Source organism: Antiquaquibacter soli (genome assembly GCF_030580675.1).
In the GTDB taxonomy this organism is placed as follows: Bacteria; Actinomycetota; Actinomycetes; order Actinomycetales; family Microbacteriaceae; genus Rhodoglobus; species Rhodoglobus soli.
On sequence record NZ_JAUQUB010000001.1, the window covers coordinates 1,668,776 to 1,689,337 of the forward strand.

Annotated in this window: 19 protein-coding genes; 7 read left to right on the forward strand and 12 right to left on the reverse strand. The window is 69.1% G+C overall.

The genetic code is table 11. From position 1 onward, the window contains the following. Positions 1 to 50 precede the first annotated feature (50 nt). Complete coding sequence (rpsT, locus tag Q5716_RS08235; protein ID WP_305002591.1) at positions 51 to 311, forward strand: 30S ribosomal protein S20; 261 nt, start codon at positions 51 to 53, stop codon at positions 309 to 311. Positions 312 to 375: 64 nt separating this feature from the next. Here rpsT and holA read toward each other — a convergent pair whose 3' ends face one another. Beyond that, on the reverse strand, positions 376 to 1,380 hold the full coding sequence (holA, locus tag Q5716_RS08240) for a DNA polymerase III subunit delta (RefSeq protein ID WP_305002592.1): 1,005 nt from the start codon (positions 1,378 to 1,380) through the stop codon (positions 376 to 378). A 168-nt stretch (positions 1,381 to 1,548) separates the two neighbouring features. On the opposite strand from holA, the gene Q5716_RS08245 reads away from it, so the two are divergent. Then, positions 1,549 to 2,889 carry an AAA family ATPase gene (locus Q5716_RS08245; protein WP_305002593.1) on the forward strand — a complete coding sequence of 447 codons (1,341 nt, stop codon included), beginning with the start codon at positions 1,549 to 1,551 and terminating at the stop codon, positions 2,887 to 2,889. Positions 2,890 to 3,546: 657 nt separating this feature from the next. Here Q5716_RS08245 and Q5716_RS08250 read toward each other — a convergent pair. The 4 genes from Q5716_RS08250 to Q5716_RS08265 form a co-directional block, all read right to left on the reverse strand. Further along, on the reverse strand, positions 3,547 to 5,844 hold the full coding sequence (locus tag Q5716_RS08250; protein ID WP_305002594.1) for a ComEC/Rec2 family competence protein: 2,298 nt from the start codon (positions 5,842 to 5,844) through the stop codon (positions 3,547 to 3,549). Then, positions 5,844 to 6,422 carry a ComEA family DNA-binding protein gene (locus Q5716_RS08255; protein ID WP_305002595.1) on the reverse strand — a complete coding sequence of 193 codons (579 nt, stop codon included), beginning with the start codon at positions 6,420 to 6,422 and terminating at the stop codon, positions 5,844 to 5,846. Before Q5716_RS08255 ends, Q5716_RS08250 begins: the two co-directional genes overlap by 1 nt. Before the next feature lie 62 nt (positions 6,423 to 6,484). Continuing rightward, positions 6,485 to 9,031 carry a leucine--tRNA ligase gene (leuS, locus tag Q5716_RS08260; RefSeq protein WP_305002596.1) on the reverse strand — a complete coding sequence of 849 codons (2,547 nt, stop codon included), beginning with the start codon at positions 9,029 to 9,031 and terminating at the stop codon, positions 6,485 to 6,487. A 57-nt stretch (positions 9,032 to 9,088) separates the two neighbouring features. Next, the gene (locus tag Q5716_RS08265; RefSeq protein ID WP_305002597.1) at positions 9,089 to 10,408 is read right to left on the reverse strand and encodes an anthranilate synthase component I family protein; all 1,320 of its coding nucleotides are present in this window, start codon (positions 10,406 to 10,408) and stop codon (positions 9,089 to 9,091) included. 11 nt (positions 10,409 to 10,419) lie between these two features. Between Q5716_RS08265 and Q5716_RS08270 the strand changes: the two genes are divergently transcribed. Both Q5716_RS08270 and Q5716_RS08275 read left to right on the forward strand, forming a co-directional pair. After that, on the forward strand, positions 10,420 to 11,196 hold the full coding sequence (locus Q5716_RS08270) for an aminotransferase class IV (protein ID WP_305002598.1): 777 nt from the start codon (positions 10,420 to 10,422) through the stop codon (positions 11,194 to 11,196). Positions 11,197 to 11,205: 9 nt separating this feature from the next. Next, complete coding sequence (locus tag Q5716_RS08275) at positions 11,206 to 11,940, forward strand: DedA family protein (protein ID WP_305002599.1); 735 nt, start codon at positions 11,206 to 11,208, stop codon at positions 11,938 to 11,940. Positions 11,941 to 11,971: 31 nt separating this feature from the next. On the opposite strand, the gene Q5716_RS08280 is transcribed toward Q5716_RS08275, so the two are convergent. The 5 genes from Q5716_RS08280 to Q5716_RS08300 form a co-directional block, all read right to left on the reverse strand. Then, positions 11,972 to 12,880 (reverse strand): ABC transporter substrate-binding protein, encoded by a 909-nt coding sequence (locus tag Q5716_RS08280; RefSeq protein WP_305002600.1) that lies wholly within the window; start codon positions 12,878 to 12,880, stop codon positions 11,972 to 11,974. Between the two features lie 2 nt (positions 12,881 to 12,882). Continuing rightward, complete coding sequence (locus Q5716_RS08285; protein ID WP_305002991.1) at positions 12,883 to 13,629, reverse strand: ABC transporter permease; 747 nt, start codon at positions 13,627 to 13,629, stop codon at positions 12,883 to 12,885. Further along, a complete protein-coding gene (locus tag Q5716_RS08290) occupies positions 13,626 to 14,270 on the reverse strand; it encodes an ABC transporter permease (RefSeq protein ID WP_305002601.1) in 645 nt (214 codons plus the stop codon). Before Q5716_RS08290 ends, Q5716_RS08285 begins: the two co-directional genes overlap by 4 nt. Next, positions 14,267 to 15,088: an ABC transporter ATP-binding protein gene (locus tag Q5716_RS08295; protein WP_305002602.1), complete on the reverse strand. Its 822-nt coding sequence runs from the start codon at positions 15,086 to 15,088 to the stop codon at positions 14,267 to 14,269. The genes Q5716_RS08290 and Q5716_RS08295 overlap by 4 nt, the downstream gene beginning before the upstream one ends. A 111-nt stretch (positions 15,089 to 15,199) precedes the next feature. Continuing rightward, complete coding sequence (locus tag Q5716_RS08300) at positions 15,200 to 15,856, reverse strand: TetR/AcrR family transcriptional regulator (RefSeq protein ID WP_305002603.1); 657 nt, start codon at positions 15,854 to 15,856, stop codon at positions 15,200 to 15,202. A gap of 98 nt (positions 15,857 to 15,954) precedes the next feature. Between Q5716_RS08300 and Q5716_RS08305 the strand changes: the two genes are divergently transcribed. From Q5716_RS08305 to Q5716_RS08315, 3 genes are read left to right on the forward strand one after another with little or no spacing between them, the layout of a single operon-like run. Then, a complete protein-coding gene (locus Q5716_RS08305; RefSeq protein ID WP_305002604.1) occupies positions 15,955 to 16,677 on the forward strand; it encodes an SOS response-associated peptidase in 723 nt (240 codons plus the stop codon). Between the two features lie 26 nt (positions 16,678 to 16,703). Beyond that, a complete protein-coding gene (locus Q5716_RS08310; protein ID WP_305002605.1) occupies positions 16,704 to 17,738 on the forward strand; it encodes an App1 family protein phosphatidate phosphatase in 1,035 nt (344 codons plus the stop codon). Further along, on the forward strand, positions 17,713 to 18,810 hold the full coding sequence (locus tag Q5716_RS08315; RefSeq protein ID WP_305002606.1) for a winged helix DNA-binding domain-containing protein: 1,098 nt from the start codon (positions 17,713 to 17,715) through the stop codon (positions 18,808 to 18,810). Before Q5716_RS08310 ends, Q5716_RS08315 begins: the two co-directional genes overlap by 26 nt. Here Q5716_RS08315 and Q5716_RS08320 read toward each other — a convergent pair. Both Q5716_RS08320 and Q5716_RS08325 read right to left on the reverse strand, forming a co-directional pair. Next, complete coding sequence (locus Q5716_RS08320; RefSeq protein ID WP_305002607.1) at positions 18,800 to 19,999, reverse strand: glycoside hydrolase family 3 N-terminal domain-containing protein; 1,200 nt, start codon at positions 19,997 to 19,999, stop codon at positions 18,800 to 18,802. The genes Q5716_RS08315 and Q5716_RS08320 overlap by 11 nt on opposite strands. 16 nt (positions 20,000 to 20,015) lie before the next feature. Further along, a complete protein-coding gene (locus tag Q5716_RS08325; RefSeq protein ID WP_305002608.1) occupies positions 20,016 to 20,486 on the reverse strand; it encodes a hypothetical protein in 471 nt (156 codons plus the stop codon). Positions 20,487 to 20,562: the final 76 nt, after the last annotated feature.

A 20,562-nucleotide genomic window follows, 5' to 3' on the forward strand; every position in this document is an offset into this window, starting at 1 on the left:
ACTTCGAAGCTCCGCGAGATCACACTTCCATCCAACGAGAAGGCATTACTTTGGCAAACATCAAGTCGCAGATCAAGCGCATCGGCACCAACAAGAAGGCCCAGGAGCGCAACAAGGCCGTCAAGAGCGAGGTCAAGACCGCCGTTCGCGCCACCCGCGAGGCCATCTCGGCCGGCGACAAGGACAAGGCCACCACGACCCTCGCGCTCGCGTCGAAGAAGCTCGACAAGGCCGTCAGCAAGGGCGTCATCCACAAGAACCAGGCGGCGAACCGCAAGTCGGCCATCGCCAAGCAGGTCGCGGCGCTCTAAGCCACCCCAGCTGTACCGAATGCCCCGCTCCGGCGGGGCATTCGTCGTTAACGGCGCGGGATGCTCAGCGCCCCTCGCCCCGGGTGGCGATGATCCCGATCATCCGCTCGAGGGCGTACACGGGGTCGCGACCGAGTCCCTTCACCTGCTCGTCGGCGTCGGCGAGCGACTCGATCGCCCGGCCGAGCCCGGCGTCCGACCAGCCCTGTACGTCTTTGCGGGCGCGGTCGACCTGCCACGGCGCCATGCCGAGCTTCGAGGCCAGCTGCCCGCCGGATCCCGTCGACCCCGCGACCTTGGCCATCGTGCGCAGCTTCATCGCGAAGGCCGCGATGATCGGCACCGGGTCGGCACCCGTGGAGAGGGCGTGGCGGAGCAGCACGAGGGCTTCTCCGCGCCGGCCCGCGATCGCGGCATCCGCGACCTTGAACGCGTTCGTCTCCACTCGACCCGAGTAGTAGCGCTCGACCGTGACCTCGGTGATCTCGTCACTGGAGTCGGAGAGCAGCTGCTGGCACGCGGCCGCGAGCTCGGCGAGGTCGTCGGAGAACGCGGACACGAGGGCTCGGATGCCCGAGCCGGTGATCCGGCGGCCGACGGAGGAGAACTCCGCCGCGACGAAGTCCTGCTTCTCGGTGTCCTTCTTGAGCTCGAGGCACGCGATCTCGACGCCTCCGCCCGCTCCCCCGCGGATCGCCGCGAGGAGCTTTTTGCCGCGCACTCCCCCGGCGTGCCGCAGCACGAGGTAGGTGTCGTCGGCGGGCTGAGCGAGGTAGGCGATCGTCTCGTCGATGAAGGCGTCGGTGCACTTCTCGACGCCGGTCACCCGGATCATGCGCGGCTCGGCGAACAGCGACGGGCTCGCGAGGGTCATGAGCTCGCCCGGCCCGTACTGGTCGGCCTCGATGTCGGAAACCTCGAGGCTCGGGTCCTCCGCCTTGAGCAGATCGCGCAGTGAGCGGATCGCCCGATCGGCGAGGAACCCCTCCGTGCCGGTCACGAGCACCACCGGGGCCGGGCGCACCTGGTGCCAGTTCAGGACGGGGATGGCGGTCTTCGCAGCGGGCACGGATCGAGCCTAGTCGCGGCCGCCGTCAGCGGTGCCGCGCTGGGTCCACGCGGTGACGGGACGTCGCATCCGCTGCATGACGGAGGCTCGTTTTAGCGGTATCGTCGCGACGGAAGAACGTTCGCTCACAGTCGGGAGTTCAAAATCGTGGCTTTGATAACGCGGTCCTTGCACACGACGCCCCTCGCCCTGACAGTGGAAGGCTACAAAGCAATTCGCGACCGGAGCGAAATCGCTGTCAAGCCACTCACGGTGATAAGTGGCGCCAACAGCTCAGGTAAGTCTAGCTTTTTCCAGCCGTTTCTGATGATGAAGCAAACCCTCGACTCTGCATTCGATCCCGGCCCACTTCTGCTATACGGCCCGAACGTAAAAGTCACTGAGTACGGCCAGATTCTCAGCAGGGGGAAGGCGCGTACCGACGTCGTAGACCACTTCACCGTGGCGATCCGTCAGGGTGACGCATCCCGCGAAGTCAGATTTGTGGCGACTCAGAACGGCATCTCGATTGCTTCCGACACCGCTCGGTCTGGCGACGCGGAAACAGTCTTGTCCGACCCGCTCACGAAGAAGAACATCGACCGCCTAAGGGAAGCGCACCGAGACCGAGTCGAGCGCTACAGCCGAATATTTGAGAAAGACCTTGGTGATCCGATAGCGGAGAAAGTAGATTTCTCGGTCTATCGCAATAGGTGTTTCTTGGAAGCTTCACTCATCTTGCGAGGATCCAAGCGGAGCTATAACTTCGCGATCACGGAAGACGCGGATGATGATCGGTGGGTCCAATTCCTGCGCGGAATTATTCACGTCCCCGGGCTTCGGGGAAACCCTGAGCGTGCTTACAGCCGTTCGGCGGTGGGGGCAACCTACCCCGGCACCTTCGAGACGTACGTGGCAAGCATCGTCTACGAATGGTCAGTTGCCGACTCCCCGCTCCTCAACCAGCTGTCCGCTCAGCTTCGCGAGCTCGGGCTCACATGGAAGCTACTCGCCAGGAGGTTGAATGATGCATCCATCGAGCTACTGGTCGGTCGGACGCAGCATGCCCAACAGGGTGGGGCCCAGGATCTGGTGAGCGTTGCGGATGTCGGTTTCGGTGTCAGCCAAACTCTCCCAGTTCTTGTTGCATTGCTAGCCGCAAAGCCGGGGCAGCTCGTGTACATCGAACAACCCGAGATCCACCTGCATCCGCGTGCGCAGTTAGCCCTGGCAAGCACGCTTGTCAGCGCCGCGAATCGCGGCGTGAATGTGGTCGCCGAAACGCATAGTTCGCTTTTGATACGCGGTATCCAGACAGAGATTGCTCGCGGTCACCTTCCTGCGGAATCGCTCTCTCTAAATTGGTTCGCGCGGGACCCAGTCACCGGATTCCAGGTGATAACCGAGGCCGAAGTGGACGAAGCCGGCCGTTTTGGCGAATGGCCCGTCGACTTCGACGATATCTCGCGAGAAGCGGACTGGCAGTACTTGGATGCCGTACAGGATCTGGACGCTGGCAACGAACGATGACGGGGCCTTCGAACCACCTCTTGGTCGACGCATCCGTCGCACGAAGTGTGAGCGACCCGGCGAGAGGCCCGATAAGTGCCGCATGTTTATCGTTGACGCGGCAGCTGATCCAAAAGGACTGCGCAACAGGAGCAGCGATCACGCCGGCACTGCAAGAAGAGTGGAAGAAGCACGCACCGCGGGTGATGGTTAGTTGGCTCGCGGCGATGGAGTCGCGGGGACGACTGCGCCGGGAGGGAGATCGTCATGTGAGCGATCTGCGAGCCGCGGTCGCAGCTGAGTCGGACGCAGGTATCCGGGCCGCGCTAGAGAAAGACTTGCACTTGACGGAAGCGGCAATTCTCCATGGGATCCCAGTTGCCTCACACGACGGAAAGCAACGCCGCTACCTGGCACGGGTGTCAGCGCGCTACGCAACGGTCGGCCGAATCCAATGGTTCAGCCCGATATCTGACTCACCTACCGAATGGCAGCCTTGGGTACAGGCTGGTTGTGTGGATCCGACCGCGTTCAAGGTGCACGCGACATAGTCGCCTGGGTCAGCCACTCTGGACTTCTATTGATCCGCGCACCTTTGAACGCGAAGTCTGGGTCCCCATGCATTTGCCGATCGAGGCATACCCGGTTCGACGCTCGCGTGCTAATCGCGTCGTTGACTTACCGTCGCGTTCTTTCACCGGGGTTGGCGGCGCGCTGCGTCCACGCGGTGACCGCACCCGCCGCATCTCCGGGCGCGAGGAGGATGAGCCCGTTCTCGTCGGTGCGCAGGGCCGCTGTGCCCGCCGCGGCGAGCATCCCCAGCGCCTCACTCGTCGGATGCCCGTACCCGTTGTCCGCCCCGACGCCGACGAGCCCCGCGGTGGCGCGCACCTCGGCGTAGAGCTCCGGATCCTGGTCGGCGGAGCCGTGGTGCGCGACCTTGACGACGTCGACGCGCTCCAGGGGCCCGAGGCGCAACAGGGCGGACTGCGCCTCCTCACCGAGGTCGCCGAGGAACAGGCCGGAGAGACATCCCGACACGCATTCGCCTACGCCGTCGAACCGGACTGTGACGCTCGCGGCGTTTCCCGGCTCGGGAGCACCGCGCACGGGTGGCCAGAGTACCGTCCACCGAAAGTCGCCTAGGAGGGATTGACGGCCCCGAGAGACCTGCTCGACTGTCGCGCCCGCCGACGCGAAGCCGTCGAGCATCGCCTGGTCCTCCGCCCCGCTCACCGGCCCGTGGATGACGGTGTCCACGCGCCCGAGGAACGCAGAGCTGCCGCCCACGTGGTCGAGGTCGAAGTGCGTGAGCACGAGCAGGTCGAGCCGGTCGATGCCGAGGTCGGACAGGCAGGATGCGACGGCCGCAGGTTCGGGCCCGGTGTCGACGAGAGCGACCTCCCCCGCGCTGCGCACGACCATCGCGTCGCCCTGGCCGACATCGCACGCCGCGTACTGCCAGTCCGGAGGCCGCGAGCCGAGGTCGATGAGTCGGGCTCCCCCGACGAGCACGGTGTAGACGACCACGCTCGCCGCGAGGACGAGTGCGGCGAGCCGCCGCATCCTGCCCCTCGCGAGAACGACGACGACGCCCACGGTTCCGACCGCGGCCAGGAGCGCGACCCCCAGCGGTCCCGGCGGCCACGGGAGTCGAGCGGCGGGCAGCTGCTGCACGAACTCGGCGACCGCGCCGATCCACGCGGCAGGCGCCCACGCGATCGCGGCGAGAGCGTTGCCGAGCGGCGGGATCCCGGCGAGGACCACGCACGCGACGAGCCCGACGATCGTGGCGATCGGGGCTGCAGGCGCCGCGAGAACGTTCGCCACGACGCCGTACGTCGGCAGGGAGGGGTCCAGGAGCACGATCACCGGCTGGCACGCGACTTGAGCGGCCACGGGCACGGCGATCACGAGGGCTATCCCGCGCGGCATCCCCCGCTCGAGCACCGCCGCGAGCGGCCCCGCGAGTAGCAGCAGGCCCGCCGTCGCGAGGACTGACAGCACGAAGCCGTAGGTCCGGGCGAGCCACGGATCGGCGATGAGCAGACCGATCACCGCGAGCGCGAGCACCGGGACCCCTCGCACCGGCTGGCCCGCCGCGAGAAGCACGAGCACCACTCCCGCCATCACGGCGGCGCGCTGCACACTCGGCTCGGGTGTGACGAGGACCACGAACGCGGCGAGCACCAGCAGCGACGCGACGACGCGAAGAATGCGCGGGATGCCCAGCGCCCCGCCCACGAGCATGACGAGCCCGACGACTACCGCGCAGTTCGCGCCCGACACCGCCGTCAGGTGGGTCAGGGACGCCGTCTTCATCGCAGCATCCAACTCGGACGACACGAGAGTCGTGTCGCCGAGGGCGAGACCGGCGAGCAGCTCGCCCCCGGCGCCGGGCAGTCGAGCCGCGACATCCCGGAACCCCGATCTGAGGTCGTTCGCCCACTCGAGCGTCGGCGGCGGTGCCCGGGTGGGCCGCGCAGCCTCATCAGGGAAGACCACGAACGCACGATCGTCGCCCGCGTCGGTGGACTCGAGGGAGGCAGCGACCTCGAGGGTCGTCCCGGGCTCGACGCGCGCCTCGGGGACCCCGCCGAAGACGACGACGGGCGAGTCGAGCGATCCGTCATCGAGTACCACGAGCCGCGCTCGCCACGATCGCGCCCCGGGCAGAACGGGCTTCTCGGCGACGAGCACGACGTCGACCGACCGACCGGACTCCGCGATGGACAGTGCCCACTGCGGTGACCGCGAGGGCGACTGCAGGGCGATCGCCGTCGAGCAGAGGGCGGCGGCCGCCACGCTGAGCGCAAGGACGGCCAGCGGTCGGACCCGGAGCCCGACCACCGCGAGCAGCCCGGCCACGGCCCACAGGCCGATCGACCACCCGGATGCCGCGCCCGGGAGGCCCACCAGCACGGCCGCGGCCGCCCAGCCCACAGCGGCGGGGATCGCCAGGCGCAGGTCGACCATCACACGGTCACCAGGTCCCGCAGCCCCTCGAACGTCTTGTCGCCGATGCCCGAGACGTTCAGGAGGTCCTCGACCGCGGTGAATCCGCCGTTCGCATCGCGCCACTGGATGATGCGGTCGGCGAGGGCGGGGCCGACCCGGGGTAGGGTCTCGAGGGCCGCGGCATCCGCCGTATTCAGGTTGACACGGCCATCCGCCGCCGGTGCGCCGGGCACGGGGGCTTGACCCACGAGCGGGACGAGCAGTTGCTCGCCGTCGGCGACCGGCCGCGCGAGGTTCACCCCCGCCTGGTCGGCACCCTCAGCGAATCCCCCCGCCGCGGCGACGGCATCGACCACACGGTCGCCCTCGCGCAGCTCGTAGAGTCCGGGCGCGACGACCGCGCCGAGCACGTGGACGAGGATGCCCGCACTCGCGGCCTCCGTCGCCGAGGGTGTCGGCGGCGCGAGCTCTCCGCCCCCACCTCGCGGTGCGAGGGCGGACACGAGCACGGCGCAGCCGAGCCCGACGAGGACGAGCACGACAACCGCTCCCGCGCGGGCCTGAATGCGGGCTCGGCGGGGCTCGGGGTCGTCCATCCCGTCGACGCTAGGCGCGCCGCGTCATCCCCTCCGCGAAGGCAGGAGCGACGGTGGACGCGTCAGCCGCGCGTGGCGATGTTGACGAGTCGCGGCTCGCGCACGATGACGTTCACGATCTCGCGGTCGCCGATCGCGCGCTGCACCCCCGCCGAGGCGCGCGCGAGCTCCTCGAGCTCGGCCGCGGTCACCTTGGGGCTCACCTCGGCCTTGTCGCGCACCTTGCCATCGACCTGGAAGACCGCGGTCACCGACTCCTCGATGAGCAGCGTCGGGTCGGCCTTGCGCCAGCCCGCGAGGGCGACCGTCGGCTCGTAGCCCAGGATCTCCCACATCTCCTCGGCGGTGTGGGGGGCGAACATCGACAGAGCGATCGTGATGACCTCGACAGCCTCGCGCACGGCGCCGTCAGCGGGCCCGGCACCGGTGTCGATCGCCTTGCGGGTCGCGTTGACGAGCTCCATGATGCGCGCCACGACGACGTTGAACTTGAGCGATTCGGCGAGGCCCGGCACGTCGGCGAGGAAGCGGTGGGTGATGCGGCGGAGGGCGGCATCCCCCGACTTCCACTCGACCTCGGGGGCGCTCGTGACGTCCTTCGCAAGACGGAACGCGCGCGCGAGGAACTTCGCCGAGGCCGCCGGGGAGACGTCCTCCCAGTTGATGTGGTCCTCGGGCGGGCCGGCGAAGGCGAGGGTCAGGCGCAGGGCATCCGCCCCGTGCTTGTCGACCTCGGCCGTGAACGTCGTGCCCTTGGGGCTGCGCTTGGACATCTTCTTGCCCTCGCTCAGCACCATGCCCTGGTTGAGGAGGGCGCTGAACGGCTCCGTGAAGCTCACGTAGCCGAGGTCGAAGAGCACCTTCGTGATGAAGCGCGCGTAGAGCAGGTGCAGGATCGCGTGCTCGACACCGCCGACGTACTGGTCGACGGGGGCCCACTTCTCGGCTTCGGCGAGGTCGAACGCCTTCGAGTCGTCGTTCGGCGACAGGAAGCGCAGGAAGTACCAGGAGCTGTCGACGAACGTGTCCATCGTGTCGGCGTCGCGGCGCGCCGGGCTGCCGTCGCGCGGGTCGGCGACAGTCACCCACTCTGTCGCGGCGCTCAGCGGCGACTCGCCGCGCGGCTGCAGGTCGAGACCCTCCGTCGGCGGGAGCACGACCGGCAGCTGGTCCTCCGGGACGGGCACGAGTTCGCCGTCGGCGCCGTGGATGATCGGGATGGGCGTGCCCCAGAAGCGCTGGCGGCTGATGAGCCAGTCGCGCAGGCGGAACGTGCGGGCCGCGCGGCCGGTGCCCGCCGCCTCGAGGATCTCGATGACTCGCTTGATGGCGTTCTGCTTGCTCAGTCCGTCCAGGGGGCCGGAGTTGATCATCCGGCCCTCGCCCGCGAGCGCCTCGCCGGTGACCGCCGGGTCGAGCACCGGGATCGGCTCGTTGAGCATCTCCTCAGTGATGACGGGAATCGCCCCGGTCACCGGCGCGAGCGTGTCGACGACCTGCCGGACGGGCAGACCGAACCTGAGGGCGAAATCGAGGTCGCGCTGGTCGTGGGCGGGCACGGCCATGACGGCGCCGTGCCCGTAGTCCGCGAGAACGTAGTCGGCGGTCCAGATCGGGATGCGCTCGCCGTTCACGGGGTTGATCGCGAAGCGCTCGAGCGGGATGCCCGTCTTCTCGCGAGTGGCGTCCTGCCGCTCGATCTCGGTGTTCTTCTGCGCCTGCGCGAGGTACTCCGCGAAGGCCGCCTGCACCTCGGGGGTCGAGCCGGCCGCGAGTTCCGCGGCGAGGTCGGAGTCGGGGGCGACGACCATGAAGGTCGCACCGAAGAGGGTGTCCGGACGGGTCGTGAACACCGTCACGGGCTCGTCACGACCCTCGACGACGAAGTCGACGTCGGCACCGATCGAGCGGCCGATCCAGTTGCGCTGCATCGCGAGCACCTTGGGGGGCCACGAGCCCTCGAGCTGGTTGAGGTCGTCGAGCAGCCGGTCCGCGTAGTCGGTGATCTTGAAATACCACTGCGTGAGCTTCTTCTTGACCACCATCGCGCCGGAGCGCTCGGACGTGCCATCCGGCAGCACCTGCTCGTTGGCGAGCACCGTCTGGTCCACCGGGTCCCAGTTGACCCAGCTCTCCTTGCGGTAGGCGAGGCCCTTCTCGTAGAGCTTGAGGAAGAGCCACTGGTTCCACTTGTAGTACTCGGGGTCGCTCGTGTGGAGCACGCGGCTCCAGTCGAACGAGACGCCGTAGCGCTCGAAGTTGCCGCGCTGCTCGGCGATGTTGTCGTACGTCCACGTCACGGGGTTCGCGCCGCGCTGGATGGCCGCGTTCTCGGCGGGGAGCCCGAAGGAGTCCCACCCGATCGGGTGCAGCACGTTGAAGCCGCGCAGCCGCCAGTAGCGCGCCACGATGTCGCCGAACGCGAACGCCTCGGCGTGGCCCATGTGCAGCTCGCCCGAAGGGTACGGGAACATGTCGAGGATGTACTTGCGCGGCCGCTTGTCGGCCGGATCATCCGTCGCCCACGGCTTGAGCTCGTCCCACACGGCACGCCACTTCTGCTCGATGGCGGCGATGTCGTACTCGGGTGCGTCGTCGTGCTCGGTCACGGAGAATCCAATTCGTTGCAAGGGGAAGTACTAAGGGTACCGAAAGTCGTGGGCGGCTCAGGGCTGGGCGCCCAGCACGGCGAGGAGGGCCGCCGCCTTCAGCTTCGCCTCGGCGAGCTCCTCCTCGGGCACGGAGAGCGCCGTGATGCCGCCGCCGGTGCCGATCGTGCAGCCCGACTCGTCGACGACGATGGAGCGGATGACCATCGCGAGGTCCACCGCGCCATCGAAGCCGACATAGCCGAACGCGCCGGAGTAGATGCCCCGGGGCCGATCTTCGAGCTTGTCGAGGATGAGGGTCGCCGAGCGCTTCGGCGCCCCCGTCATCGATCCCGCGGGGAAGCACGCCTCGATCGCGTCGATTCCGGTGAGTCCGTCGGCGAGCTCGCCCGACACCGTGCTCACGAGCTGATGCACTTGCGCATAGCTCTCGACGGTCAGGAGGCTCGTGACGCCGACCGTGCCGACCTTCGAGACGCGCCCGATGTCGTTGCGCATGAGGTCCACGATCATGACGTTCTCGGCGCGCTCCTTGTCGCTCGCCTCGAGCTCGTGGCGCAGCTCGTCGTCGACCGCACTCGACTCGCCGCGCGGCCGAGTGCCCTTGATCGGCTTGGTCGTAACGACCCCGTCCGGCGACACCGCGAGGAACTGCTCGGGGGATGCACTGAGCAGCGCTACTCCCCCGGCGACGAGCAGCGCGCCGTGGTGCGTCGGACTGGATGCCCGGAGTCGTCGATAGGTGGAGAACGGGTCCGGGCGCGCGTCGACGCGAGCCTCCGTGGTGAGGCACAACTGGTAAGCGTCGCCCTTGCGGATCGCGGACTGGCAGTCGCGGATCAGCTGGAGGTAGGTGGCGTCGGCGTAGGCCCAGGTGACGTCGGCGGGGACCGCGTCGAAAGCCTCAGCGGGCGGCGCCGGGGGAACAGCCGCATCGAGAGCCTCCACGACCGCGGCCGCGTACTCCCCCGCGTCACCCAGGCTCAGGGCACTGACGGAGCGGGTCGCGTGGTCGAAGACGAGGCACTGCTCGGCGAGCATCCAGGCCGCATCCGGATAACGCGACCGGCGCGTGCGCGGCGTTCCCATCGTCTCGCTGCGCAGCTCGTACCCGAGCCAGCCGACCCACCCGAGCCGGAAGCCCTCGGGTGCCGCCGTCGTGTCGACATCGTGGGCCTGATCGCGAAGCCAGTCGAGCACCGGGCCCTCGAAATCGGTCGTGAGAGCCGACGCGACACCGAGGTAGCTGCGGCCGGTGGTCGCGTTCGGGCCGCTGTCGAGCCAGAACGCGGCATCCCTGCCCTCGCACAGCGCCGCCCACGCGTCCGCGGGATCGATCCACCGGTCGAATGACGCGGTGTCGACACGCTGGCGCATACCCTAAGCCTATGAGCGTGCAGTCCATCTACCGGTGGCACGAGGGCGTGCTCGACCCCCTCGAGTACTGCGACATGACCCTCACCGTCGTCGAGGCCGCCGACTCGTGGCTCGTGAGTGACGGACTCGTGCTGGGCATCGACCTGCACCGCTCCCGGTTCGCCGCGGCCGTGCCCGTCGAGCTCGAGCACGAGTTCGAGCAGTTCTGGGATGCCGCGCTCGGGCTGATCCCTCGCGAGGGCGACTGGTTCCCGCGAGTCGAGCTCCACTCGAGGGGCGGCGCGCGCCAGTTCGTGTTCCGCCTGAGAACTGCGCCCGAGCGATCGCGCACCGCCGTGCTTGCGACGTGGGGCGGCGACGACCCTCGCACGGTGCCGACCGTCAAGGGCCCCGACCTCGAGCGATTGCAGGGCGTGCGTACGGCGGCGCAGGGCCGGGGGGCGACCGAAGCAGTCATCCTCTCCCCCGACGGCTACGTGGTCGAGGGGGCGTACAGCGCCCTGCTGTGGTGGCGCGGGAACATCCTGTGCGGCCCCCCGGCCGAGTTCGCCCGGGTCGACAGCGTCACCGCGAGGAGCGTCCTGACGCTCGCCGCGGCCCTGGGCATCGAGACGTTCGACGAGGCGGTGACCCCGGCCGAGCTCGACGGCACGGAGCTGTGGGTGCTCTCGGCGCTGCACGGCATCCGGATCGCGACATCCTGGGTCGACGGCCCCGCCCTCGCTGAACTTCCCGGACGGCTGGAATCGTGGAGATCCCGGATGTCAGCGCTCAGGCGACCGCTCTAGGCTGACGGCATGCTCGACCTCTCGGCCGTCATCGCCGCCGCTCCCGCCGACGGGTTCTCGTCGTGGCTCAACGGGGCACTGCTCTGGCTGCTCGACCTCGTGCAGTCGGTCGACCCCCTGCTCCGGACGGTGCTCGCGGGTGTCGGCATCCTTCTCGAGACGAGCATCCTCATCGGGCTCGTCGTGCCCGGTGACACGATCGTGATCGTCGCGTCGACCGCGGTCGACGGGTGGATCGAGTACTTCGCCCTCGTGCTCGCGGTCATCGCGGGCGCGCTCACGGGGGAGAGCATCGGCTTCGCGCTCGGCCGGTTCTTCGGCCCCAAGATCCGTGCGTCGCGACTCGGCCGGCGCATCGGCGAGCAGAACTGGCGACGAGCCGAGAACTACCTCGACCGGCGCGGGGGCATCGCCGTCTTCATCTCGAGGTTCCTCCCCGTGCTGCACTCGGTGATCCCCCTCACCGTGGGGATGAGCACGATGAGCTACCGCAAGTTCATGGCCTGGACCGTCCCGGCGTGCGTGATCTGGACGTTCGCGTACGTCTCGGTCGGGGCGTTCGCGGCCGGCAGCTTCCGCGACCTTCTCGACCAGCTGCACTACGCGGGCTACATCTTCGTCGCCATCATCGCCGTGTTCCTGCTAGGCGTCTTCGTCGTCAAGAAGCTCCTCGAGCGTTCGGAGAAGCGCCACATGGCAACACCCGGCGACGGGGACGCGAACACGATGGAGCCGGCCGAGTGATGTTCTCGACCGGCTCCAGGGTGGTTCGGGACTAGATCAGCCCGTTGTCCGTCAGCCACTGCGTGGCGATCTCTGCGGAGGAGAGCTGGTCTACCGTCGACTGCACGTTGAGGGCGACGAGGCCCTCCGGCGTGAGCTTGGCGGACACCGCGTTGATGACGTCGGCGATTTCATCGGCGACGTCGGCGTTGACCAGCGGCACGACGTTCGACGCGAGGAAGAGCCCCTCCGGGTCAGCGAGCGTGACGAGGCCCTCGGTCTGGATGCGGGGGTCGGCCGAGTACACGTTGGCGATGTTCACCGTGCCGGCGAGGAGGTCCTCGACGGTGGTGTCACCGGTCGCGGTGAAGGCGACGGTCACGCCGTACTTCTCGAGCAGACCCGCGGGGCCGTAGGGGCGCTCCTCCAGCTCCGGCGGGCCACCGAGCGTGAGCGGCACGGAGACGCCGGCGAGGTCAGCGAGTGAGCTCAGGCCGTTCTCCTCCGCGAAGGCGGCGGTGACGTTGTAGGAGTCCTGGTCGGTGGCCGACGACTGGTCGAGCACGACGAGGCCCTCCGGGAGGGCGTCCTGAAGCTCGGCGTAGACGTCCTCGGACGTCGTCGCCGTGGTGTCGGGGCTGTAGTACTGCAGAAGGTTGCCGGTGTACTCCGGGAACAGGTCGACCTCGCCCGACTCGAGGGACGGCAGGTACGCGTCACGCTGGCCGATCTGGAACTGGCGCTCCACATCGAAGCCCGCGTTCTCGAGGGCCTGAGCGTAGATCTCCGCGATGATCTCGTTGGAGTAGTACGCCTGCGAGCCGACGACGATGGTGTCCGACGGGGTATCCGTGCTGCCCGAGTCCAGCGGGTCCCCGGTAGCGCACCCTGACAGGGCCAATGCCGCCCCGACCACGACTGCGCCCAGAGCGAGCCGGCCCTTGTTCCGTGCTGTGAACATTTCTATCCTCTTCCTTCTTCGATGGGGGTTCCCATCACCGCCCGACGCCGGGATGACGTCGGACGGAGGTCTGCGACGCGTCCCGCGGTGACTCCACGCGGGACGACGAGGTGCTGGATGACCGCGAACACGCCGTCGATGGCGAGCGCCAGGACGACGATGAGCAGTGCGGCTCCGAGCATGCGCGTGAAGTCGCGCAGCTCGAGACCGGCGATGATGGGCAGGCCCAGGGCACCGAGGCCGATGTAGCCGGCGATCGTCACCGTCGCGACGACCTGGAGCGCGGCGGACCGAAGCCCGCCGATGAGCAAGGGCAGGCCGAGGGGCACCTCGACCTTCCAGAGGATCTGCCACTCGGTCATCCCGACGGCGCGCGCGGCGTCGATCACGCGGCGATCGATCTGCTCCAGTCCCGCATAGGCGCCGGCGAGGATCGACGGGATCGCGAGGATCACGAAAGCGATGGTCGCGGCGAGCGGCTTCTGGGTGACGCCGATGAGCAGGACGAGCAGGAGCATGAGGCCGAAGGACGGCAGCGCCCGCGCGGCGCCGGAGATTCCGACGGCGATCTCGCGGCCGCGCCCCGTGTGGCCGATGAGGTAGCCCACCGGGATCGCGATGACGGCCGCGATCGCGACCGAGACGAGGGTGTACGCGAGATGCTGGCCGATCAGGAGCGGAAGCGGCGACGAACCGGTGAGCCGGTCCGGCGAGAAGATCCAGAGGATGGCGTCCCAGAAGAGCATCAGGCCGACACCCCCATCCGCGACCACGGCATGAGCACCCGGCCGAGCAGGGCGAGCAGGTAGTCGATGACGAGCGCGATGACGACGACGAGCACGACTCCCGCGAGGATCTCCGGGATGATCCGGCGCTCGAAGCCGTTCGTGAAGAGGTAGCCGAGGCTCTGCACCCCGATGAGGATGCCCACCGTGACGAGGCTGATCGTGCTCACCGCGGCGACCCGGACTCCCGCGAGGATGACCGGTCCGGCGAGCGGGAAATCGACCGTCCAGAAGCGGCGGGCGGAGCCGAAGCCGACTGCGGTCGCCGACTGGCGGATGGCGGGGTCGACCGAGCCGAGAGCGTCGGAGACGGATCGGGCCATGATCGCGACCGCGTAGATCGTGAGCGCGACGCTCAGATTGAGCGGGCTCAGCAGACTGATCCCGAGAAAGACGGGCAGGACGACGAGCAAGGCGAGCGACGGGATCGTGTACAGCAGTCCCGTGATGGTGAGGATGAGGCCGCGTGTCAGCCGGAACCGGTAGGCGAGGTAGCCGAGCGGCACAGCGATCACGAAGCCCACGAGGATGGGCGGTATCGCGAGCACCACGTGCTGGACCGACAGCTCCCACAGGAGCCCCAGGTTGTTCAGCACCCAGGTCACGGCGCCTCCCCCGCGAGCACCCCCGCGGCGCGACCCTCGCTGTCGACGAGGATCGAACCGTGCGCGGTCTTCTTGATGGTGAGGGCGCGCTTGCCGTGCTTGATACCGATGAAGTCGGCCACGAAGTCGCTCGCGGGGTTCTCGACGATCTCCGTCGGGCTGCCGACCTGCGCGATCTTCGCCCCCTTCTCGAGGATGACGACCTGGTCGCCGAGCAGGAATGCCTCGTCGATGTCGTGGGTGACGAACACGACCGTCTTGTCGAGGTCGCGCTGCAGGCGGATCGTCTCCTGCTGCAGGTCGGCGCGCACGATCGGGTCGACCGCGCCGAAGGGCTCGTCCATGAGCAGGATGTTCGGATTCGCTGCGAGCCCACGCGCGACCCCGACGCGCTGCTGCTGACCGCCGGAGAGCTGACTCGGGTAGCGATTCGCGAGGTCCCGGTTGAGGCCGACGGTGTCGAGCAGCTCGAGCGCCTGGGCGCGAGCCGTCTTCCGCGGGACGCCGGTGAGGATCGGCACGGTCGCGACGTTGTCGATGACCTTGAAGTGCGGCAGCAGACCGGAGTTCTGCATGACGTAGCCGATGCTGCGCCGGAGCTGAACAGGATCGCGGGAAAGGATGCTCTCCCCGTCGATCTCGATCTCGCCGGAGCTCGGCTCGACCATGCGGTTGATCATCCGCAGCAGCGTCGTCTTGCCGCTCCCCGAGGACCCGACGAGCACAGTCGTCTTGCGGGCGGGGATGACGAGGCTGAAGTCGTCAACGGCGTGAGTTCCGTCGGGGAACACCTTCGACACCGAACGGAACTCGATCATGTTTAGCGGCTCATTCCTCGTGCGTGGGCACGGATCGACACTTGCCAGTGCATCCAGCTAAACACTATTCGCGGCCGCGGACATTCCGGATTGCCGCGGGCGGGGACGACCTCAGCCGAGGTCGACCTCGCCGAGGTGAGGCGCGAGCATGCCGTACGTGACCTCGAAGCCGATGCGGAGGAACTGCTCCTCCCCCTGGGGATCGAAGGCGAAGGCGCGCGTCGCGAGCGCGTCGGAGACCTCCACCGCCGACTCGAAGAGCACGCGCAGCTGCGGGCTGTCCTCGAAACCGAAGCGCTCGATGAGCCCGTCCAGCATGCGCCCGGCCACGATCGACTTGAACGTGCGCTCGGTGGGAGTCGGGCGCAGGTCGATCACGTCCCCGACGCGGAGCCCGCGGAAACCGGGCTCCGTGCGGAACGCGCCGACGAGGATGCCCATCGCCGCGCTGAGCGCCGCGACCCAGTTCTCGTGCTCGGGGCGGCGGACCTCGTCGCCCACGCGCGTGAGCACCCGCTCGAGGTTGCGGGCTCCCAGCGCCTGCAGAAGAGCGATGCGGTCCGGGAAGTACCGGTAGACGGTGCCGATCGAGGCGCCCGCGCGCTCGGCGACCATGGCGGTCGTCAGTCGCTCGAAGCCGATCTCGTCGACGACGGCGGCGGCGGCGTCGAGAAGGGTGCCGAGTCGCGCCGTGCTCCGGGCCTGCACGGGCTCGTTGCGGAGGGGGATTCGGGTCTCGACCTGGTCGATGGTGTCGTGTGCGGTCACGGCCACTCCTAACTCTAGGTTCGCTCAATGGTAGACCCGTGAGCGGTTCTCGGACAGTAGGGCGCGGCAGTGACGGAGGTAGTTGAGAGAATTCTCATATGTGCGGTCGATTCGTCGTAGCCGGGGCCACCGGCGACCTGGTGAGCCTGTTCGATGTGGACCTCCCCGCGGAGTCGCTCCCGGGCCCGAGCTGGAACATCGCGCCCACCGATCCGGTAGCGATCATCCTCGACGCGGTCCCCAAGGGGCCCGATGCGGGCTCCGAGCCGATCCGGCGCATGGAGTCGGCGAAATGGGGGCTCGTGCCGGCGTGGTCGAAGGACCCGAAGAGCGGCCCGAGCGCGATCAATGCGCGCATCGAATCGGTCATCGAGAAGCCGACCTTCAAGACGGCCGTGCAGAAGCGTCGCGCGCTCGTGCCCGCGACGGGCTACTACGAGTGGCGCACGGCCGACGGGGTCAAGACGCCGTACTTCATCAGTTTGGGCGAAGGCCAAGTGATGGCCTTCGCGGGCCTCTACGAGTGGTGGCGCAACCCGGCTGCCGCCGAGGACGCGCCCGACAAGTGGCTCCTCACGACCTCGATCCTCACCCAGGCCGCCACGGGCGAGCTCGCGAGCATCCACGACCGGATGCCCGTCTTCCTGTCCCCGGATGTCGCCGAGGACTGGCTTGACCCGCACGAGCCCGCGAGCGCGGAGCTGCTGGGAGCGGTGAGCCTCGGCGGCATCGAGCTCGCCGACGACGCAGAGTTCTACGCGGTCTCCCCGGCCGTCGGGAATGTGCGCAACAACGGCCCCGAGCTCATCGAGCCGGCCTAGTCGGCGGACTCTGCAAGACTGGAACCATGGCCCGCACCCAGGATTCGCCCGAGGGCGAGCCGATCCTCCTCCACTGGGCGGCGAGGGTCGAGGACCGGGTGCACGCGTGGCGCGAGCGGCTCGGCCGCCGACGCGGACTCATCACCACGGTCATCCCCTACACCGGCTATGCGGCTCCGGGCTGGGCGCGCGTGCTCTGCCGGGTGGTGCTCGCCCGCGGAGCCGCCGCACCCACTCGCGTCGAGAAGGTCCGGGGGTGGAGGAGCTTCTTCAGCATCCCGGTCGACGACGAGGTCGTGGTGAGCATCGAGGGCGAGGAGTTCCGTGTGCGCCCCGACCGCGCGGGGATCGTCGACGAGGTCGTCGACGTGCACCTCGAACCGGGCTGGCACACGATCAGCCTGCACACGGAGGGCACCGAACCCGTGACCGCCGGGATCTTCGTCGTCGACCCCCAGTCGGAGTTCGGCATCATCTCCGACGTCGACGACACCGTCATGGTCACCGCCCTCCCGCGGCCGTTCCTGGCCGCGTGGAACACTTTCGTACTCGACGAGCACGCGAGAACACCGGTCGCCGGGATGTCCGTGCTGTACGACCGGCTCTCCCGAGCGAACCCCGGCGCCCCCGTCATCTACCTGTCGACCGGAGCCTGGAACGTCGCCCCGACGCTCAGCCGTTTCATGGGCCGCAACCTCTACCCGCGCGGGCCGCTCCTGCTGACCGACTGGGGACCGACCCACGACCGCTGGTTCCGCAGCGGACGCGAGCACAAGAAGTCGAGCCTCGAGCGGATCGCGCGCGAGTTCCCCGGAATGCGGTGGCTGCTCATCGGGGATGACGGCCAGCACGACGAGGAGATCTACCGCGAGTTCGCGGCCGCCCACCCCGAGAACGTCGCGGCCGTCGCGATCCGGCAGCTGTCCCCCGGTGAAGCGGTGCTCGCGGGAGGCCGCAGCCGACCCGGCGAGCCGGAGGAGGCGGGAGCCCCGTGGTTCTACGCGCCCGATGGCGCGGGCCTGGACGAGCAATTCCGTGCAGCGGGCCTCCTTCGGGGCTGACGTGGACCTGCGGACGCGGCGGGAGCTCACCGCCCTGAGGCTGACCGCCCAGCGGGTCGCCAGCCCGACGACCGCCACCATTGCCGAGACCGTGCGGTACCTCTTCGCCGTCCAGGCGCAGGACCTCCCGGGCGCGCGCTGGTCGGTCGGACTCAGATCGCGGGGTGCGACCGACGCCGACGTGGGCGCCGCCCTCGCCTCCGGCGCCGTCGTGCGGTCCTGGCCGATGCGGGGAACGCTGCACCTCGTCGCCCCCGAGGACCTCGGCTGGATGCTGCGGCTCACCCGTCCTCGCCAGGCGACGTTCGCCGCCACCCGCCGCCGCGCTCTCGGCATCACGGACGACGACATGGCCACCGCCCGGAGGACCGCCGTGGCCGCCCTGGAGGGCGGCCGGGTCGAGCGCCGCGACGTGCTGCTGGGCCGATTCGAGGGGGCGGGCATCCCGACCACCGGCCAGCGGGGCTACCACCTGCTCTGGAATCTCGCCCAGGACGGCGTCCTCGTGTTCGGACCGCCGGATGGGGCGCACCCGACGTTCGCGCTCGTCGAGGAGTGGATCCGGGCTCCGCGCGATTTCGAGGGGGACGAGGCCCTCGGTGAGTTCGCCGCGCGCTACGTCGCGAGCCGCGGCCCGGCGACGGATCGGGACTTCGCGTGGTGGTCGTCGCTCACCCTCGGCCAAGCCCGGCGGGCTCTGGAGATCGCCCAGGCCCGGTCGATCGAGCGGGGCGGCGAGCGGTACTACCTCGCGGAGGGCCTCGAACCGGCGGCTCGGGGCATCCAGCTCCTCCCCGGCTTCGACGAGTTCCTGCTCGGCTACCAGGACCGATCCGCACCGCTGTCTGCCGAGTTCGCCCCGCGGATCGTGCCCGGCGGCAACGGGATCTTCCAGCCGACCATCGTCGTCGGCGGCCTCGTCGCCGGCACCTGGCGGCGATCGACGAGCGCTCGGGCGGCGACGGTCGAGATCGAGCCGTTCGGCGAGCTCTCGTCGACGACGCGAGCCGGTCTCGGCCGCGCCGCGCGGCACCTGGGACGGTTCCTCGGGGTGCCCGCGATCATTCGATGATCGACTGGCACTCCTCGAAGCAGTGCACGAAGCGACCCGTCTGGCCCGAGAGGGTGCGCCGCAGCTCGAGCAGGCGTCGGGCGGCGTCGTCGATGAGCGCCTCGTCGATGCGCCCGTCGTCGACGGCCGCGTGGATCGCCGCGACGATCCCCGCCACGTCGACGGGGTGGACGAAGAGGAGCATGGTGGTGCCGGCAGCGACGGCGCGCACCGCGTTCGAGCCGGGGTCGGCGAGGTCGGCGCGACCCGAGTCGGACAGCATCCCGAGGTCGTCGGTGATGATGACCCCGTCGAAGCCGAGCTCGTCGCGGAGGATCCCCACCCATGTCGCCGAGAGGCTTGCGGGCTGCGGATCGATGGCGTCGAACTGCAAGTGACCCATCATGACGAGCTCCGCGCCCGCGTCGATGCCCGCTCGGAACGGCTCCTCCTGGGTGGACCGCCACTCGTCGAGACCCATGGAGGTCGTCGGGATGCCGGAGTGCGAATCCCCCGGCGCCGCGCCGTGGCCCGGGAAGTGCTTGAGCGTCGAGAGCACCGTCCCGTGCTCCCCTTCGACGGCGGCGGCGACTCGCGGCGCGGCCTCCGCCGCCGTCGCGCCCATCGAGCGATCGAAGATGAAGGATGCCGGGTCGCCGGTCACATCGGCGACGATGCCGAAGTTGACGCTCACCCCGAGCCGTGCGAGCATCGCCGACCGCGTCGCGAACGCGTCACGCGCCGCGGACGGGTCGAGGGAGCGCAGATCGATCGCCGACGGTGCGGTGTCGGTCGGCACGCGGCGCACCACCCCGCCCTCCTGGTCGATCGCGAGGAGCAGCGGCAGCCCGTCCTCCACGATGAGGGCCGGGGTGAGGGTGGCGAGCGCCTCGGGCGGGTCCGGCACATTACTGCCCATGAGGATGAGGCCGCCGACGCCTTCCGCCGCGGCGATCGCCCCGAGCGCTGGGGCATCGAGCCCGGGCAGGTGGAGCATGAGCATCGAGCGGATCTTCTCGTCGAGGGTCATGGTGCTGAGGCGGTCCGCTGCGTACTGGACGACGGGATCGACGGGGGGCGGGCTCTCACGGACGGTGGGTGCCGGAGCGGGTTCCGGGGCGGCGGGAGCCGTGCATCCCGAGAGCAGCACGCCGACGAGGGCCGCGGCGCCGAACGCGGCTCGCGACCGTCGGGCGCCGCCCTTGGCCATGGCCCGATGGTAGTCGCTAGACGCCGAGCCAGCCGAGCGAGGCGAAGTCCTCGGGGCTGAGGCCGAGCTCCTCCGTCGAGGAGGCGACGACACGGCGCAGGTGGGGGTAGCTGCTTCCCTCGCGCACGACGAGGTCGATCCCGGGGGGAGTCGCGATGGACTTGGAGAACCGGATGACGAGGAGGGTGCGCTGCTCGTCGGCGCCGCTCACGTGCCACCGGCTCCGGGCGAAGGAGAGAAGCCCCTTGCCCCGCCAGACGAACTCGCCCCGGCGCAGCACGTCTTTGCCGAGGATCTGCTTCTCCTCGCCCTCGGTGGTCACGTAGGCGACCTCGTCGGAGAGGGTGAGCGGGGATTCGGACAGCAGTCCGTAGCGGAACTGCGGCTGCAGCCGCTCCCCCGACAGCCACATCGGGAAGTTGGTCGCCGCGATGCGCCAGGTCCCCGGGAGGATCTCGGCCAGTTCGGTCTCGGTCAGCTCGTGCACTGATCCCACGATAGCCGCATGAGGAGAACTCGCTGTTACGCTTCCGGGAAGCGACGTGTGAGTGCAGGGGGTCCGC